Annotated in this window: 12 protein-coding genes; 7 read left to right on the top strand and 5 right to left on the bottom strand. The window is 39.4% G+C overall.

The features are described 5' to 3' along the window. Positions 1–194: 194 nt before the first annotated feature. Both gppA and rhlB read right to left on the bottom strand, forming a co-directional pair. Positions 195–1,688: a guanosine-5'-triphosphate,3'-diphosphate diphosphatase gene (gppA, locus tag MTF66_RS34110; RefSeq protein ID WP_248529983.1), complete on the bottom strand. Its 1,494-nt coding sequence runs from the start codon at positions 1,686–1,688 to the stop codon at positions 195–197. A 45-nt stretch (positions 1,689–1,733) separates the two neighbouring features. After that, on the bottom strand, positions 1,734–3,011 hold the full coding sequence (gene rhlB, locus MTF66_RS34105; protein WP_010392673.1) for an ATP-dependent RNA helicase RhlB: 1,278 nt from the start codon (positions 3,009–3,011) through the stop codon (positions 1,734–1,736). Between the two features lie 91 nt (positions 3,012–3,102). Here rhlB and trxA point away from each other — a divergent pair, with 91 nt between their 5' ends. Together trxA and rho are read left to right on the top strand one after the other, a co-directional pair. Next, the gene (gene trxA / locus MTF66_RS34100; protein ID WP_008109071.1) at positions 3,103–3,429 is read left to right on the top strand and encodes a thioredoxin TrxA; all 327 of its coding nucleotides are present in this window, start codon (positions 3,103–3,105) and stop codon (positions 3,427–3,429) included. Positions 3,430–3,617: 188 nt separating this feature from the next. Next, positions 3,618–4,877, top strand: coding sequence for a transcription termination factor Rho (rho, locus tag MTF66_RS34095; RefSeq protein ID WP_010392671.1), 1,260 nt, complete (start codon positions 3,618–3,620; stop codon positions 4,875–4,877). A gap of 279 nt (positions 4,878–5,156) precedes the next feature. Here the strand turns inward: rho and MTF66_RS34090 are convergent, their stop codons facing one another. Beyond that, positions 5,157–7,979: a tetratricopeptide repeat protein gene (locus MTF66_RS34090; protein WP_109875821.1), complete on the bottom strand. Its 2,823-nt coding sequence runs from the start codon at positions 7,977–7,979 to the stop codon at positions 5,157–5,159. 170 nt (positions 7,980–8,149) lie between these two features. Between MTF66_RS34090 and MTF66_RS34085 the strand changes: the two genes are divergently transcribed. Further along, complete coding sequence (locus tag MTF66_RS34085) at positions 8,150–8,731, top strand: DNA-J related domain-containing protein (protein ID WP_054202865.1); 582 nt, start codon at positions 8,150–8,152, stop codon at positions 8,729–8,731. Positions 8,732–8,739: 8 nt separating this feature from the next. Here the strand turns inward: MTF66_RS34085 and dbpA are convergent, their stop codons facing one another. Then, positions 8,740–10,128: an ATP-dependent RNA helicase DbpA gene (gene dbpA, locus MTF66_RS34080; protein ID WP_054202866.1), complete on the bottom strand. Its 1,389-nt coding sequence runs from the start codon at positions 10,126–10,128 to the stop codon at positions 8,740–8,742. A gap of 193 nt (positions 10,129–10,321) precedes the next feature. On the opposite strand from dbpA, the gene MTF66_RS34075 reads away from it, so the two are divergent. Both MTF66_RS34075 and MTF66_RS34070 read left to right on the top strand, forming a co-directional pair. Next, complete coding sequence (locus tag MTF66_RS34075) at positions 10,322–12,397, top strand: TonB-dependent siderophore receptor (protein WP_138622469.1); 2,076 nt, start codon at positions 10,322–10,324, stop codon at positions 12,395–12,397. A 135-nt stretch (positions 12,398–12,532) separates the two neighbouring features. Next, positions 12,533–13,474 (top strand): tetratricopeptide repeat protein, encoded by a 942-nt coding sequence (locus MTF66_RS34070; protein WP_138622467.1) that lies wholly within the window; start codon positions 12,533–12,535, stop codon positions 13,472–13,474. Positions 13,475–13,497: 23 nt separating this feature from the next. Here MTF66_RS34070 and MTF66_RS34065 read toward each other — a convergent pair whose 3' ends face one another. Then, positions 13,498–14,400 carry a DUF808 domain-containing protein gene (locus MTF66_RS34065; protein WP_138622465.1) on the bottom strand — a complete coding sequence of 301 codons (903 nt, stop codon included), beginning with the start codon at positions 14,398–14,400 and terminating at the stop codon, positions 13,498–13,500. Positions 14,401–14,517: 117 nt separating this feature from the next. Here MTF66_RS34065 and MTF66_RS34060 point away from each other — a divergent pair, with 117 nt between their 5' ends. Then, positions 14,518–14,796, top strand: coding sequence for an MliC family protein (locus MTF66_RS34060; protein ID WP_010392663.1), 279 nt, complete (start codon positions 14,518–14,520; stop codon positions 14,794–14,796). Between the two features lie 67 nt (positions 14,797–14,863). After that, on the top strand, positions 14,864–16,894 hold the full coding sequence (locus tag MTF66_RS34055; protein WP_075170864.1) for a methyl-accepting chemotaxis protein: 2,031 nt from the start codon (positions 14,864–14,866) through the stop codon (positions 16,892–16,894). Positions 16,895–16,964 lie beyond the last annotated feature (70 nt).

Raw genomic sequence — 16,964 nt, 5'->3', positions numbered from 1 at the left:
TTTTACTCGACTCACTGAGTAGCTCGTGCCTCGCTATGCGTTGCGCTCTGCCGTCTCAGTGGGGTCGCATTATAGGGAGATCCGAAAACAGATCAACCCTTTTTTGAAGAAAACTTGAAATAAATGACTGTTCGAACAAAAATACAACTAAAAGCTCATTTTAACCACTAAAAACTCCGCGAAAGCCGGATTAACTAGCTCACTTTAAGTTTCCAACCGCATTTTTTTTGATACTTAATCTCTTGATTTAGCTCACTTGCCATCAATGGGTGGTTTTTTAACCAGTTATTTTCAAATTGAATCACTAACTCTTCATTCTCAGCTGTTATCTTAAAGTTTGGCAACACATCATCTTGTCGGCGCATAGATAAAATAACGGCAATACGTAATAGTCGAACCATATATGCGGCAACAATACTATGTACACCTAGATGATCTAAGCATCCCTTTTGAAGGTCCCAGCGATGACTATTAGCTATAGCAACGATCACTTTGTGTTCTGATTGTGAAAAACCAGGCATATCGGTATTTTCTAAGATATAAGCGGTATGTTTGTGGTACTGCTTATACTCTATTAATAAACCTATTTCATGCAGCTGCGCGACGGCATTCAAAAGCGGTAATCCGTTTTGTGCTTCAATCGGCCAATACTGACTGACTTCATTAGCTAACAGTACTGCTAAACTTGATACTCGAGATGCTTGCTTTTGATCAACATGATAACGGTTCATAAAACCATCAATGGTACGTTGGCGAATGTCGGTATTATGTAGCTCCGGTAGCATGCTATATAAAACACCTTCACGCAGAGCACCACCCGCTAACCCCATTTGTTCTATTTCTAGTGACTCAAACAGTGCAATTAAAATAGCCAGCCCAGATACAAACACTAACCGTCGCTCTTCACTTAACCCTGGTAAATCGAGTTCAGCTATTGTTTTGTAAGCTATGGATTGTTGTTTGATGGTGTAGAGCTTTTCAAGTGTGAGCATTTCATTTAAATCTTGTGCCACCATAATTTCTTGAATAGCTTGCACTGTACCTGACGCACCAGAGGCAAGTTGCCAACCAGCTGTTTTGTATTCAGGTGCTATTTCATCAACAACATTTCGCGCTGCTTTTATAGCAGCATTAAAGTTTGCTTCATTTAATTGGCAATCTTTAAAGTAGCGTTCGAGAAAAGTCACGCAACCAATATTGAGGCTCTTATAGTGACGCGCTTCAAAACCTTGGCCAATAACAACCTCGGTACTCGCTCCACCAATATCAATAACCAGCTGCTTGCCAGTACATGAAGAGGTATGTGCAACCCCTTTATAAATCGTTCGTGCTTCTAGCTCGCCGCTAATAACATTAACTTTATGCCCTAATATTTCTTCTGCACGTAGTTTAAAGTCGTCGGCGTTGGTTGCTAAACGAAGTGTTGCAGTGGCAACAATGGTGATGTTTTGCGCTGGAATATCTTGCAACCGCTCTGCAAACAAGGCCAAACATTCCCAGCCTCGTTGCATAGCCTCTAAGCTCAATAAATTATCATCATCAAGCCCAGCCGCGAGTCTTACTTTACGTTTGACGCGTCCTATTGTTTGCAGGCCGCCCGCCATTGATTTGGCAATAAGCATATGAAAGCTATTTGAGCCTAAATCAATGACTGCATATACATTTTTTTGCGGTTTAAGTTGCCCCACCGTTCAAAAACCTCTAGTTACAAATACAATCAAACTAACGGTCGGTTAAGACCGTCCTTTTTGGTAACCATTATTTGGGCGACGTCCGTTGTTATTACTACGATTACGTGGACCAGTAGAAAAATTACGTTTTCTATGAATAGTCGGCTTCGTTAAATCATCTAACAATGCACTTTTATCGTAATGTGATAATGGAATGCTGTGCTCAATGTATTCTTCAATTTCATGAAGGTTATAAGCATATTGCTCACACGCAAAGCTAATTGCATGACCTGAAGCGCCTGCTCGAGCTGTACGACCAATGCGGTGAACGTAATCTTCGCAATCGTCAGGTAAGTCAAAATTAAATACATGACTTACTTCTGGAATATGCAAACCACGTGCAGCAACATCGGTAGCCACTAAAAAGTCTAGCTCGCCTTTACTAAATTGCGCGAGTATTGACTGGCGTTTCTTTTGGTTTACATCACCGGTGAGCATGCCCACTCGATGTCCGTCTGCTTTTAACCATGCATATACGGTTTCACAGCTATGCTTGGTATTAGCAAAAACAATGGCTTTCTCAGGCCATTCTTCTTCAATCAAGGTTAACAACAGCTTAATTTTATCTTCTTGTGAAGGATGAAATAGCTCTTCTTGAATACGTTTACCTGTTTTTACATCGGGCTCTATTTGCACATGCTCAGGGTTGGTCATGTGTTCAAATGCAAGCTCTTGTACACGGTACGATAGCGTAGCAGAAAATAATAAGTTTAAACGCTCTGACGTATCTGGCATACGACGGAACATATAACGAATATCTTTAATAAAACCTAAATCGAACATACGATCGGCTTCATCTAGCACGACTACCTCAATTTCATTAAGGGTGTAACAGCCTTGCTTATATAAATCGATTAGGCGACCTGTGGTGCCAATTAAAATATCAACGCCTTTTTCTAGTTGTGCACGTTGTTTTTCGTAATCTTCGCCACCATATACTAAACCTAAGTTAAGATTACAGTGCGGCGCTAAAATTTTTGCATCTTTGTGTATCTGAATCGCAAGCTCCCGAGTTGGGGCCATGATCAGGGCTCTTGGATGTTTACTAGGTGCTTTGCTAGATTGTAATAACCGGTGGCACGTGGCAGTTAAAAATGCCAACGTTTTGCCAGTACCTGTTTGTGCTTGGCCCGCAATATCGCGCCCTTCACAAATAAAAGGTAGGCATTTAGCTTGAATGGGTGTGCAATATTCAAACCCACTTTCGGTTAACCCGGCAACCACTTCCGGTGCAATAGCAAAGTCTGAAAACTTTTTATCGGTCAAATGTGTCTTAGTCATAGCGTTTAAGCATAACGTTTAAACTTGCAATAAGAAACAAGAGTGTTTAAATACGCACTAAATATTTCGCCTAACTAAACCGGAGAGCGCAATGAGCGAGAAAATAATCCAAATTACCGACGATAGCTTTGAAGCTGACGTATTACAATCAGACAAACCTGTACTAGTAGACTTTTGGGCAGAATGGTGCGGACCGTGTAAGATGATCGCCCCAATTCTAAGCGAAGTTGCTGATGAGTTTGATGGCCGTGTAACTATCACTAAATTAAACATTGACCAAAATGCAGGCACACCACCAAAGTTTGGTATTCGTGGTATCCCTACACTACTACTTTTCAAAGATGGTCAAGTAGCTGCAACTAAAGTAGGCGCACTATCAAAAACACAATTAGTTGAGTTTTTAGAAAATAACATCTAATAAGTGTTAATTAAAAAAAGGGCTCTCAGCCCTTTTTTTATAATTTATTTTGCAGAAGTACTGGACGCTGCTGTAATGACCTGCTAGTTTATAAAGCCAACTAATCCTTAGTTATATTCAACGAACCTCACTCAACGATCTAATAAAGCGATTTTGAGTATGACAACTGTAATAAAGAACCCACCAATATGCATTTACGCGAATTAAAAGACAAGTCTATAAAAGAGCTTGTAAACCAAGCTGAGTCCATGGGGCTCGAAAACGTAGCCCGTTTGAGAAAGCAAGATATCATTTTTGCAATTCTTAAATCACACGCCAAAGGCGGAGAGAATATCTTCGGTGGTGGTGTTTTAGAAATTTTGCAAGATGGTTTTGGCTTTTTAAGATCATCAGAAGCTTCTTACTTAGCAGGCCCAGATGATATTTATGTATCTCCGAGTCAAATTCGCCGCTTTAGTATGCGTACTGGCGACTCTATTTCAGGTCTTATTCGTCCACCAAAAGACGGTGAGCGTTACTTTGCTTTGCTTAAAGTAAATGAAGTTAACTTTGATAAACCTGAAAACTCTCGCACTAAAATCCTTTTTGAAAACCTAACCCCACTTCATGCAAACGAACGTTTTCGTATGGAACGCGGTAACGGCAGTAAAGAAGATATTACCGCACGAGTTCTTGATTTAGCATCACCAATTGGCCGCGGCCAACGTGGTTTATTAGTAGCACCGCCAAAAGCGGGTAAAACAATGTTGCTACAAAATATTGCGCAATCAATCACACATAATCACCCTGACGTTACATTAATGGTTTTACTTATTGATGAACGCCCGGAAGAAGTTACTGAGATGCAACGCCTAGTAAAAGGCGAAGTTATTGCATCAACATTCGATGAGCCAGCTTCTCGCCACGTACAAGTTGCGGAAATGGTTATCGAAAAAGCAAAGCGCTTAGTTGAGCATAAAAAAGACGTTGTTATTTTACTTGATTCAATCACCCGTTTAGCACGTGCATATAACACGGTTATTCCATCATCAGGTAAAGTACTAACCGGTGGTGTAGATGCTAATGCGCTACATAAGCCTAAGCGTTTCTTTGGGGCTGCACGTAACGTTGAAGAAGGCGGTAGCTTAACAATTATTGCGACGGCGCTTATTGATACCGGCTCTAAAATGGATGAAGTTATCTACGAAGAGTTCAAAGGTACAGGTAACATGGAACTACACCTTAACCGTAAAATTGCGGAAAAACGTGTATTCCCAGCTATCGACTTTAATCGCTCTGGTACACGCCGTGAAGAATTACTCACTAAGCCAGATGAACTACAAAAGCTGTGGATTTTACGTAAAATAGTACATGACATGTCAGAAATTGACGCCATGGAATTTTTAATTGATAAGCTATCGATGAGTAAAACCAACGATGAGTTTTTTGATTCGATGAAACGTAAGTAAGCTAAACCTAGTTAAATCAACGTTTTTAAATAAAAAAGACACCAAATGGTGTCTTTTTTGTTTTTAGAGTAGATTAACCTGAACTCTGGTTAAGAGATTTACTAACATATTGAATCAAAAAAATATTTGTGCTTATTTTTCTCTAGCTAGAGATTTTTAGTGAAAACAAGGCGAAATTACGCGTCAATAGCTCGCCTATTGCAAATAAATTCAACGCAGTTAGCGCTGAAAATAGCTGCTTGAGATGGATTTATTATCCGGAGTTCAGGTTAAATTAATTTATTCGTATTTTTTAAACAGTGCCTGTAAGTTATTGACTAACGTTGTTAGCCTTTGTGTATTTATTTGTGGCTGAAGTAATTCATCGTCTAGCGCTTTTGCCGCTAAGGCTATGTCTTTAAACTCGAACATTTGTGCCGCCCCTAACACTCGATGGCTATCTTTTTGTAGTGCCTGATAATCAGCATCTTTAAAGTGTAGCTCAATAAGCTCACTTTCTTCGGCTAGACTTTGTTGAAAGCTCGTTACTAAATCACTCATATCAACATGAACCTGCTCAGTTGATACCTCTGTATTTGCAGCATTTAAGTATTTTGCTAGCACAGTATAAAAAGACTCTTTATCGATTGGCTTTGCTAAATAGTCACTAAAGCCAAGTGATAAATAGTGGTCAATCTCGTGGCTCATGGCATTGGCCGTTAATGCTAAAATAGGCTGCTCATAACCACATTGCTTGAGTAGTTCAAACGCAGAAATACCATCCATAACAGGCATTTGAATATCTAATAGTACTAAATCTGGGTATAGCTTTAAACTTTGTTCTACTGCTTGCTCACCGTTTTCAACGGCAATCACTTCTAGCCCAAGAGAATGTAAATAACGACTGATCAGTTTGCGGTTATCACTGTGATCTTCAGCAAGCACCACCTTACCCGATAATAATCTGTGTCGCTCATCTGACTTAGCTTGCTGATCGTCATGGCAAACTTGCTCTTCAACTTGTATACAAGGCAAATAAAATGAAAACTCACTGCCTTTTTTAAACTCACTCTGAACACTTATGTAGCCACCCATCATCGCCGCTAATTGCTGCGACAAGCTCAAACCTAGTCCTGTGCCACCAAAACGTCGGCTAATACTGTTATCTGCTTGGCTAAAACACTCAAAAATAAGTTTAAGTTGAGATGAGCTCATGCCAATCCCAGTGTCTTTAATCGAAAAGAGTAACCCTTGCTCGGTTTTATTAACACCAATAGTTACTTGCCCTTTATGAGTAAACTTAATAGCATTAGCACATAAATTAATAAGAATTTGTTTTACTCGCGTTAAATCTAATCGCGTAAAATAGGATTTTTCTAACTGGCAGTCTAAAACTAACGATAAACCTTTCGCTTTAGTTTGAGGAGAAAACATAGCGTGAATATCGTTGATAAGCTTCACCACATCAAAACAACTAATATTAAGTTCTAACCGGTTTGCCTCTATCTTACTTAAGTCCAACACATCATTAATCAAGCTTTTTAAATGCTCACTTTGACGTTGTATTACTCTAAGCTCATCTTGTAATTGTTCCGGCTTGTATAGACCATTAATAAGATCATCAGTTTGTGCCAAAATAGCAGTTAACGGTGTTCTTATTTCATGGCTTATATTCGCTAAAAACTGGCTTTTCACCTCGTTTGCTTCACGTAGCTCTTGCGCCACACTTTGTAGCTCTTTAGTACGCTGTTCAACTTGTTCGCTTAACTTTAACTTAGCTTGCTTTTCTGTTCGGCGCTTATAAACAGCAATTACCGTAATTAAAATTAATATGGCAACAATCACCAACAAAAACGTTAACTGTGAACGCTTAGCTATTTGCAATTCTTGTAAGTATTGTTGTTGTTTTAATTGTTTAATTTCTTGGTTTAGCTGATTCGATTCAAACTGGATTTGAAATTGACTGACCGCTTTTGAAGCTTCTTCGGTATTCACACTACGCTGATAATCAACGTACTGTTGGTGTAAATTTAGCGCTTTTTCATAATCCCCTAAGCTCGCATTTATTAGTGCTTCAATTCCTAAGCCATCTTTAATACGCATGCCATTATTGTACTCTTTGGCAAGGGTAATTGAGTGCTCTGAGGTTTGTTTGGCACTTTGCGTATCACCTTGTACAAATTGAACAATTGACAACACATGTAAAGCTGCCGCTAATAAAGACTTATTATCTGCCTCTATTGCAAATTGTTGGCCCGCATTAGCGTGATAAAAGGCAACATCAAATTTATTTAGTTTAAGGTTGATGGTGGCTAAGTTTGTATGCTTGGTAGAAAGTTGAAACGCATTATTAACGCTTTGATAGTAACGTAAGGCCAACTGATTATAATGCAGTGCTAATTGGTACTGTCTCGATTCTGTGTACGCCACCCCCATATTACCGTATGCTTGGGCAACACCGTCTTCATCGCCAAGTTCTTGAAAAACTTTTAAAACCTCACGGTACATCTCAAGAGCTGACTCATATCGAGAGAGACGAATATAAATACCGGCAATATTATGTAATATATCGGCCTTATCTTGTGCGCTCCCCTCTTTTTCATAAATTACTTTGGCTTGCTGATAATAATCAAGAGCTAGCTCCATGTTATACATATCAAAATAAGCAAGCCCGATATTACTAAGTAAATTAGCCTGTTTTATCGGACTTTTAAGCGCAATTGCGATGTTTAACGCGCGGCTATAATCAACGACCGCTTGTTGCACTAACCCTTGATAATAAAGCACAACTCCTTGCATTTTAATCGCACGAAAGAAAAGTTTAGGCTGATCTTTTAACGTACTATTGGTCTCTAGCAATTTAAAATATTTTAGTGCATTGGCTAAATCACTTTGCGCAAACGCCAGCTCAGCTAAATCGCTATAAATAGTAATGCGTTGTAAATTTGGAACATCAGGGTTCGATAAGATATCGGTTGCAAGGCGATGCTTTTCAGGCCATGCTTGTTCAAGATTAAACTGCTCAAACAAACTTGGCTGCTCATTTGATAAAGCGTCATTTGATGCACTACTTAAAACAGCCAAAAGGCCAATAAAGCAGATGCGCTTTAACTGAGTCAGCATAAAAATATCCTTAAATCCTTGCTAGCCATAACAAAACGACACCCAAACCAAGTATAAACATCTAATTTAGACCAATTCAAAACAGGCACTCACGCCCACTCCTTGGGGTTTAATGTTATTTGGGTATATGATAATTTATCCAAGATACACTAATTAATAGATTGTAAACAATGCTTAACCCTCTGATAGATGAGATTTTTGAACTATTAATCAATAAAAAAGTGTGGATGGTTCATACTTTAGCATCTGAGTTAAAACAACGTGGGTTTCTTGATACTTTAGCTGCCGAGCCTGAGCGCGACCTATTTAAGCGCAATTTTTTAATTATGAATGCGCTTTATCAGCTACAACAGCAATTAATGCCAAAACAACAATTAGTCGTTAAAAGCTTACATATTGAACTAGTAAACAGTTCCAGTTATAACCAACTACATCCTAACGATCCACTACGCGACTATTATTTAAACTGGCAAAATTTTGAAACATCTACGGATGAAGTCAAGGCGTTATTAGATAGCTTTTGGCAGCAATTTAGTAGGCCTACTTATCGCGAAATTCCACTGAGTAATGAGCAGCAACAACAACTGCTGGTGCGTTGGCAATTAACATCGCCAGTCACACTAAAAGAATTACAAAAGCGTTGGCGACAACTTGCAGTGCAGCATCATCCAGATAAACAAGGGGGTGACAATGAGGTGTTTAAACAACTAAAAATAGAATATGAGCAACTCAAGGCGAGTTGCTCAGATTAGATCGAGAGTTAACGCGTTAGCCGACGAGCACGAATTTTACGTCCTTTAATATTACCTTCGGTTAATTTGCGTAACGCTGGTTTAGATGAGTTACGCTCTACCGCAACAAATGCCACGTTATCAAGTACGTTGATTTTACCAACTTGGCGCCCAGCAACACCGTCTTTTCCGGTTAATGCGCCTAAAATATCACCCGCGCGCACTTTTTGCTTTTTGCCTGCATCTATCATCAGCGTCACCATTTCAGGTTTGTATGGCGGCTTATCTAGTAGGTTATAAGATGGCATTGGCTCAGGAGTAAAGTCACGCTCGTAATGGTCGCCAATTTGAGCCACTTTAAATTGCTCTGCCTCACCATAAATAGAACACGCAATCCCTTTTTTACCTGCTCGTCCTGTACGGCCAACACGATGTACATGAGTTTGTGGATCGTGAGCTAAGTGATAGTTAATCACCATGTCCATGTCATCAATATCTAAGCCTCGTGCAGCTACATCGGTAGCCACTAAAATAGACGCACTCTTATTCGCAAAATGAATCAGTGTACGCTCACGGTCACGCTGCTCTAAATCACCATGCAGTGCCACCGCACTAAAACCTTCATCGGCTAAATCATCACATACTTGCTGCGTTTCAACCTTGGTATTACAAAACACCACACAGCTTTGCGGGGTAAATTTAAGAAGTAACAGCTTAAGCGTTGGATAACGCTGTTTATTATTATCCATTTTGTAGAAGTATTGCTTAATCGTGCTTTTTTCTTGCTGCTCTTCTACTTTAATCATTTCTGGATTACTAAGTACACGCTTAGCAATAGCTTCGATTGATTTTGGAAAAGTAGCACTAAATAACAACGTTTGACGATTGGTTGGAATGCGATCAATTATGGCATCGAGAGTGTCTTGAAAACCCATATCAAGCATTTGGTCGGCTTCATCAAGTACCAGGGTTTCAACATCATCTAAACGCAATGTACCTTTGCGAATATGATCGTCAACTCGCCCCGGTGTACCCACAATAATATGTGCACCATGTTCGAGTGAACCAATTTGCGGCCCAATTGAAACCCCACCACACAAAGTTAAAATCTTAATGTTATGAATACCACGCGCTAGTTTACGCATCTCAACCGCCACTTGCTCTGCAAGCTCACGAGTTGGGCATAATACTAGCGACTGAATACGAAAGCGTTTTACATTTAGCTTGGCTAAAACGCCTAAACTAAATGCCGCTGTTTTACCTGAGCCTGTTTTGGCTTGGGCAATAATATCTTTGCCACTTAAAACAGGCGGTAGGCTTTGCGCCTGTACAGGCGTCATTTGGGTGTAGCCAAGCGTTGATAAATTATCAACTAACCCTGAAGGTAAGGCCAACGATGAAAAAGCAGTTGCAGTCACAGTAAATTCCATAGCAAAAAATAACTTGAGAAAAGTCTCAATTAATATGCGGCTAATAATAGCAGAATTAACAATTAGCAACCATTAGCAACGTACGATTAAAAGTTGCAATAAAGATATTGCAAATGATAGTTGTTTTCATTAAGATCTGCGGCGTTTTACTACTCTAATAATTCTAAGCCGGAAGCCACTAATGAAACTTAACCCTCTTTTTATTGCACTTTTAGCCAGCACCTCTGCAAATGCATTTGCCAACACCGCAAATATAGAACGCATTGAAGTTAAAGGTAGCTACTTCAACGACTACAAAGTAGATAATGCCAGTGGGGCAATGAGAACCTCAACCTCATTACTCGATACCGCACAGTCAGTTACCGTAATCACTGACACAATCGTTAATGAGCAACTAGCAACAACTCTTGGTGAAGTATTGACCAATGATGCTAGTTTAACTGCAGGATCTAAACAACGAAACAGAGAAGTATTTAACTTACGTGGTTTTCAATTAAGCTCATCAACCGGCTACCTGCGTGATGGCCACCAGCATTGGTCTCATTACCAACAACCCATTGAAATTTTAGAGCAAGTAGAAGTTATTAAAGGCCCTTCAAGTATTTTGTATGGGCAATCAGGCCCCGGTGGCCTAGTTAACATGGTAACTAAAAAGCCAACTGCACAAACGCTATTTAGTGCCAGTGCCGATGTTGACCAACATGGTTCAACTCGCTTTATGCTTGATGCTGGCGGCGCACTCACCGAGGCTGAAGATTTACGTGCCCGTGGTGTATTAGTAAAACAAGATGTTGAATACTGGCGAGAATACCAAAATGGTGATAACCGCGAACGCGATCGCTTCTTAGGTGCCTTAGTGGTTGATTACGATATTAGCGATAATGCCCTAGTACGTGTTCATTATGATCGCACTGATGACGAAGCAGGCTTAGATACTGGCGCTTGGATAGATAATGATGCCAACATTATTGGCGATGACAAAACAATTCGTGATATGTCATGGGCCTTTACCGACATTACTGTTGAAAACATGGGTATTGATTTCAAAGTATTTTTAACCGATAACTGGCAAGTAAATTTAGGCTACAATGAGCAAACGTTTGAACGCCAGCGCTTTGAGTCAGCACCACGTAAGCCAAGTGACTTTATCGAAGGTGATAGTTACCAGTCACGTCCTTACGATCGCTTCGATGATTGGCAGTTTAAAACTGCTTTTATTGACTTCATTGGCGAATTTGAAACGGTGGGTTTACATCATCAATTACTTGTAGGCGTTAACTCACTGGATTATTACTACGGCCAATTACGCACATCTGCTGATACGATTAATTTTTCTGCCGATCAAAATGAGCCTAATCGCCCAAATATAAGTTACAAATCAGATGACACTATTAGCTCATCTGCTTACGACTACTACGGGGTTTATATCCAAGATTTAATTTCATTCTCACCAGAATGGCAACTATCACTGGGTGGTCGTTACGATAAACAAAGTAAAGAAAACAGCAATAACGAATCGTTCGTACCTAAAGTTGGTGTACTTTACCATCCAAATGCCTCTGCAACTGTTTATGCAAGTTACTCAGAAGGATTTGAGCCGCAAAACGAAACATTAGTAAATGATAAAGATGTTAATAACGGTATGAAGCTCGATGCTATTACCTCTGAGCAAAAGGAAATTGGGGTGAAATGGCAACTGTTTGATGACCGATTAATGCTTAGCGGTGCCTTATTTGATATTAGCAAAACAGGTACCTTAGTGAGCGAAGATCTTATTAACCCTATCGGTGATATAACCAGCATCACCACACAGGCAGGTGAGCAACGCCATAAAGGTTTTGAGCTTGCAGCTCAGGGCGCTGCAACTGACCGTTTATTTGTTATGGCATCAACCATGTATTTAGATGCTAACTATGAGCGTGATGAAAAATTAGAGGGCAAACGCCCTACTGATGCTCCAAAATGGTCTGCCTCTTTATGGACACGTTATGAACTCAATGACGCTGTTGCTTTTAATGCAGGTGCGTTCTACGAAGGAGAGCGTTTTGCTGATAACGCTAACACCGTAACAAAAGAGGGTTATACTCGTGTTGATATTGGCGCAACCTACAAGCTTAACTTAAATAACAACGATATTAACTTACGTTTAAATATTGAGAACTTATTCGATAAAAACTACCTAGCCGGTGGCGGTTTAAATAACGTTACCGTAGGTGAAGGCACTAGCGTACGTTTAGCTGCACAATTTAGCTTCTAAGCTGATTCTCTACAAAGCCCATATTAAAAAGTATGGGCTATATAAACTAATCCTATATGACATAATTACTTACAGTTTGCTGCTTTACTAATTTATCACTTGCTCTAAAGTTGTAAATTAACAAGGAGCCTTATTATGTTGCTTTTCAATACTAGTCAGTCATTCCCTCATTTTACACACGTTCAGTGCTGCCCCGACTGCAACAACAACAGCTATCACTTAGTTAATCAAAGCCGCTTTTTACGCTTTACCATTTTTCCTATATTTCCGATCAAGTTAAGCTATAAACGCGAGTGCTATAAATGCGGACATAGTGAGGCTATCAATATTAAAACGTTACCTCTGTTTGAAAAGCTTAGCCTACCAAAATACTGTATTGGATTAATTTTATTACTATGGGGGGCGTTATTTTTTTATCAAAAGCACCTCAACACTGAAGCACTAAAACAAAGCTATTTAACCTCCCCAAAAGCTTATGATACCTATTTAGTTAAAGCCGATAAGTTCACTCACGAACCATGGACACTCACTAATTTAAAAGTTGCGCAAGTACTCAGCTTTGATGAGCAATTTATAACGTTTCAGGTGAGTAATTACAGCTATAAGCGCACTAGTGCCATTACCACAGCGATGCGTGCAAGTTTATTAGTACAAAGAGATTACTTTTCTTCTCAAACTATTACTCTGCCTCGTAATGAAATAAAACGTTTATACGAAGATGACATTATATTTGACGTGCTACGCCCACAAGCATATTCACTTTATGGCGGGTTTGTGATGTTTCCACCTAAACCTAAACCTCTTTATAAAGGCTTAAAGCTCGATGAGAATAATCAGCAAGGGATTATTTACTATAAAGATAAGCAATATAACGAAGCGCTTGAAAGCTTTAACCTAGCAGCAAACTCAGGCTCACAATGGGGTCAACTAAATCTTGCTCAGATGTATCGTGATGGACAAGGTACAAAAAAGAACATTCAGCAGGCGATTTATTGGTATAAAAAAGCCATTGCTCAAGGTAATAGCAAAGCTATATACGAGCTTGAGCAACTATGCAAAACAACTCAGTGCGAATAAAATAAAGTAGCGTTACCACCGCGCTACTTATTTGCTTTAAATAACTTAGTATAAGCGACATGCGCAATCACAATAACCAAACCAGCACCTATTCCTAACAGTCCGTCAAATACTAAAGGGGCTAGTATTTCTCCTGTGCTACCAGCAACCGACTGCGCATAATGAGTTACATCCACTTGGGTATGATGCAAAAGCTCAATTGCGTGTACTAAAATTCCACCACCCACTAAAAACATCGCCACCGTGCCCGCAAAGGCTAAAAACTGCATTAACCGTGGGGCTGCAGCTAATAAGGCTTTACCGAGTAATTCTTTAAACTTACTTGCGGAGAGTTTGGATTGATTAAGTAAATATAAACCTGCATCATCAAGCTTTACAATCCCTGCTACCAGTCCATAAACACCAATCGTCATAATGATGGCAATCACACTCAATACCAGCGCCTGATTGATTAATGTCGCCCCTGCGACCGTGCCTAATGTAATAACAATAATTTCAGCGGAAAGAATAAAATCAGTACGAATGGCGCCTTTAACTTTTTGTTTTTCATACTCTGCCAGGTTTAAATTTTCAGCACCTTCTGTTGCTTCTGCATGATGAGGTAAAAATATTTTTTCTGCGCCTTCAAAACATAAAAATAAGCCACCTATCATTAAAAGTGGAGTAATTAGCCAAGGCAACCACACACTAATTAATAACGCAGCAGGGACTAATATGGCTTTATTTAAAAACGACCCCTTTGCCACTGCCCATACAACGGGCAGCTCCCTATCAGCAGTAACCCCAGTAACTTGCTGAGCATTAAGTGCCAAATCATCACCAAGTACTCCGGCTGTTTTCTTTGTCGCAACTTTACTCATGGTCGCAATATCATCCAGCAAAGTCGTTATATCATCCAGTAATGTTAAAAGGTTGGTGCCAGCCATGAAATTTCCTAACTAAAAATAAGATCTTAAACATAACGTAAAGCTATATTTTCACCAACGGTTAATTTAGCTTTGTTAAGCTCTTAATTAAACAAGGGACTCAATAAGGCACAGCCAATGAAACACGCTATCGTTATTATTGCTCTAATAGCTTTGACTGCATGCAATAAGCAGCCAGTTACAAATAACTATGTTTGCGATAACGCACCTGCAAAACTTGATATTATTAGCAACAAGCAAGCAAAGCTGAGCTTTTATGATCATGATTACATATTGAATCATGAGGTGAGTGCTTCAGGCAGTAAATACATTAATCAAGAGGTGTTATTTTGGAGTAAAGGAGAGCAAGCAATGCTAATAATTAACGGCAAAAAATACCAATGCAGCAGCAATTAACCAATAACTAACATCAAATTAAAAAACTTGCTACACTAACAAAAGTCTTAATATTGTTGATAAAGTTATGCAATCTCTCGCTATAAAACATAAAATAATTTTAGCCTTTTCAGCCATTGGCTTGTTAATGCTTACTAGCTGCATATTTTTTTACTGGTCACTAAATCAGATTAGTATCACTAACACACGTATAGAAGCGTTGGCAGTGCCTGTACAACAAGCCAGTAAAGACCTTCGTTTATCACTCCTTTCTATCACTAAATTTAATGCCATTGCTTATAGCCAAACTAAACTTAATTTACTGCTGGAAAATAAAAAGCAGGCACACGCTGAACAAACGCAGTTTTTTAGTAAATTAGAAACACTAAAAGCACAAGTTGCCCAGCAGCAAGGTATGCAAACACTTCTTACAGCTATTAACAAAGACTTCGCCCAGCTAAATACAATAAGCAACCAAATGCTTGCAGCAAAAGAGCAACGATTTAAGGCGCAAAGCTCAGCCGCAGCACTAACAATTACGTTTAATGAACAGCTTCGTGAACTCAGTAACCGCTTGCTTGATATAGAGCTCATAAACGTTGAGAGCAACCAGCAATCACTTTTGAATGCAGTATTTGGCACTGCGACTCGTGTTGATGATTTATTATTTACTTTAAATAATAATGTCAAAGGGATTGGGCAAATAACAACTTCAGAAAATATAAACGATCATCAGCAAGATACCTCTTTTTTACTCGATAATATTAAATCTAATCTTAGCTACTTAGAGCAACAAGCCGCCCCAATTGCTAATAAACTCAACGCTAATGAGCTAATTACAGCGTTTAACGATTTAAGCAGCTTATTAAATAATCCTGATGGGCTGTATGCATTGCAAAATGCTGTGCTCAATAATAAAGATAAAGTTGATCAGCGGTTTGAAAGCTTTCAACAGGCATTTATTAGTATTGAAAGTCAACTGATTGAGCTTAATAAACTGGCTGACATACGCTTTAACTCCCTACAAGAGAGCGCTAAGTCAGCGATTAATACCGGCTCTAGTTTAGTGATTATTATTGCGTTTGTTTTAATTGCTTTGCTGATTATTATTTCAGTTTTTACTACTAACGCCATGCTAAAACCGCTTAAAAAGGTAAACAAAGAACTTGCTCACATAGCCTCAGGTGACTTTTCTAAGCGTAGCAACCCCCGCAGTAAAGATGAATTTGGTACTCTGATGCATAACACTAATAAGCTTTGTGATGATTTAACTCACTTAATAAAAGCCATTAGTAACGATGCTTACGAACTAGATAATTCAGCTATTCAAACCAGCGAAAAAGGCCAGCAAATGACCATTGTTGCTAAGCAACAGCTGGAACGTAGTGCACAAGCAACCTCATTAGCACAGCAAATGTTGCAAAGTTCTCAAGCCGTACACGAACAAGCGCAAAGCACCTCTAATGAAATTACTAATGCCTCGCAATTTGCCAATGACGTTAACGACATTGCAAATAATAATAGCCAAAGCATTGAAGCACTTTTAAGCCGCTTAGATAGAGCAGTAAGCAGTACAGAAGAACTAGCTCAATATACGCAACTAATTGGTGCCATTGTCGATACCATTAGCAGTATTGCAGAGCAAACTAACTTACTGGCACTTAATGCCGCAATTGAAGCGGCACGTGCTGGTGAACATGGTCGAGGTTTTGCCGTAGTAGCCGATGAAGTACGCTCGCTTGCAGCCCGCACACAAAGTTCTACAAGCGAAATTACCACCATGATTAACACTCTACAGCAGCATACTCAAACCACTCAAACTGAAATAAATGATGGCCAACAACAGGCTAAGCATTGCGTTGAAAACAGTACTGAACTAAATAGTGCCGTTGAGCGTATTAAGAGCACGCTGGTATCGGTTAATGCTATGAGTAAAGAGATTGCGAGTGCCTCACATGAACAACTGGCAAACAGCACCGATATTCAACAAATAATGGCTAAGGTAACCGAGCAGGCTACCTTAAATGCCAACAATGCAACGACCCTAGCAAGCGAAAGTGAAGACGTTAACCAACTTGCACACTCACTAAAAGGTGCAGTAGAGCGCTTTAAGTTTTAAGCGCAGCTAATGACTTGGCTTGTATGAACTGGGTATAATACTTTTAACTTTTTGCTAAGTAACGGCCCAC

The organism is Pseudoalteromonas sp. 2CM39R (genome assembly GCF_023161845.1).
Note: the sequence above shows the minus strand (reverse complement) of the source record. Positions and strands in the feature narration are given on the sequence as shown.

Excerpts from the sequence above, each read along its gene's own strand:
- rhlB (WP_010392673.1), bottom strand. The coding sequence starts at position 3,011 with ATGACTAAGACACATTTGACCGATAAAAAGTTTTCAGACTTTGCTATT.
- trxA (WP_008109071.1), top strand. The coding sequence starts at position 3,103 with ATGAGCGAGAAAATAATCCAAATTACCGACGATAGCTTTGAAGCTGAC.
- rho (WP_010392671.1), top strand. The coding sequence starts at position 3,618 with ATGCATTTACGCGAATTAAAAGACAAGTCTATAAAAGAGCTTGTAAAC.
- MTF66_RS34090 (WP_109875821.1), bottom strand. The coding sequence starts at position 7,979 with ATGCTGACTCAGTTAAAGCGCATCTGCTTTATTGGCCTTTTGGCTGTT.
- MTF66_RS34085 (WP_054202865.1), top strand. The coding sequence starts at position 8,150 with ATGCTTAACCCTCTGATAGATGAGATTTTTGAACTATTAATCAATAAA.
- MTF66_RS34075 (WP_138622469.1), top strand. The coding sequence starts at position 10,322 with ATGAAACTTAACCCTCTTTTTATTGCACTTTTAGCCAGCACCTCTGCA.
- MTF66_RS34070 (WP_138622467.1), top strand. The coding sequence starts at position 12,533 with ATGTTGCTTTTCAATACTAGTCAGTCATTCCCTCATTTTACACACGTT.
- MTF66_RS34065 (WP_138622465.1), bottom strand. The coding sequence starts at position 14,400 with ATGGCTGGCACCAACCTTTTAACATTACTGGATGATATAACGACTTTG.
- MTF66_RS34060 (WP_010392663.1), top strand. The coding sequence starts at position 14,518 with ATGAAACACGCTATCGTTATTATTGCTCTAATAGCTTTGACTGCATGC.
- MTF66_RS34055 (WP_075170864.1), top strand. The coding sequence starts at position 14,864 with ATGCAATCTCTCGCTATAAAACATAAAATAATTTTAGCCTTTTCAGCC.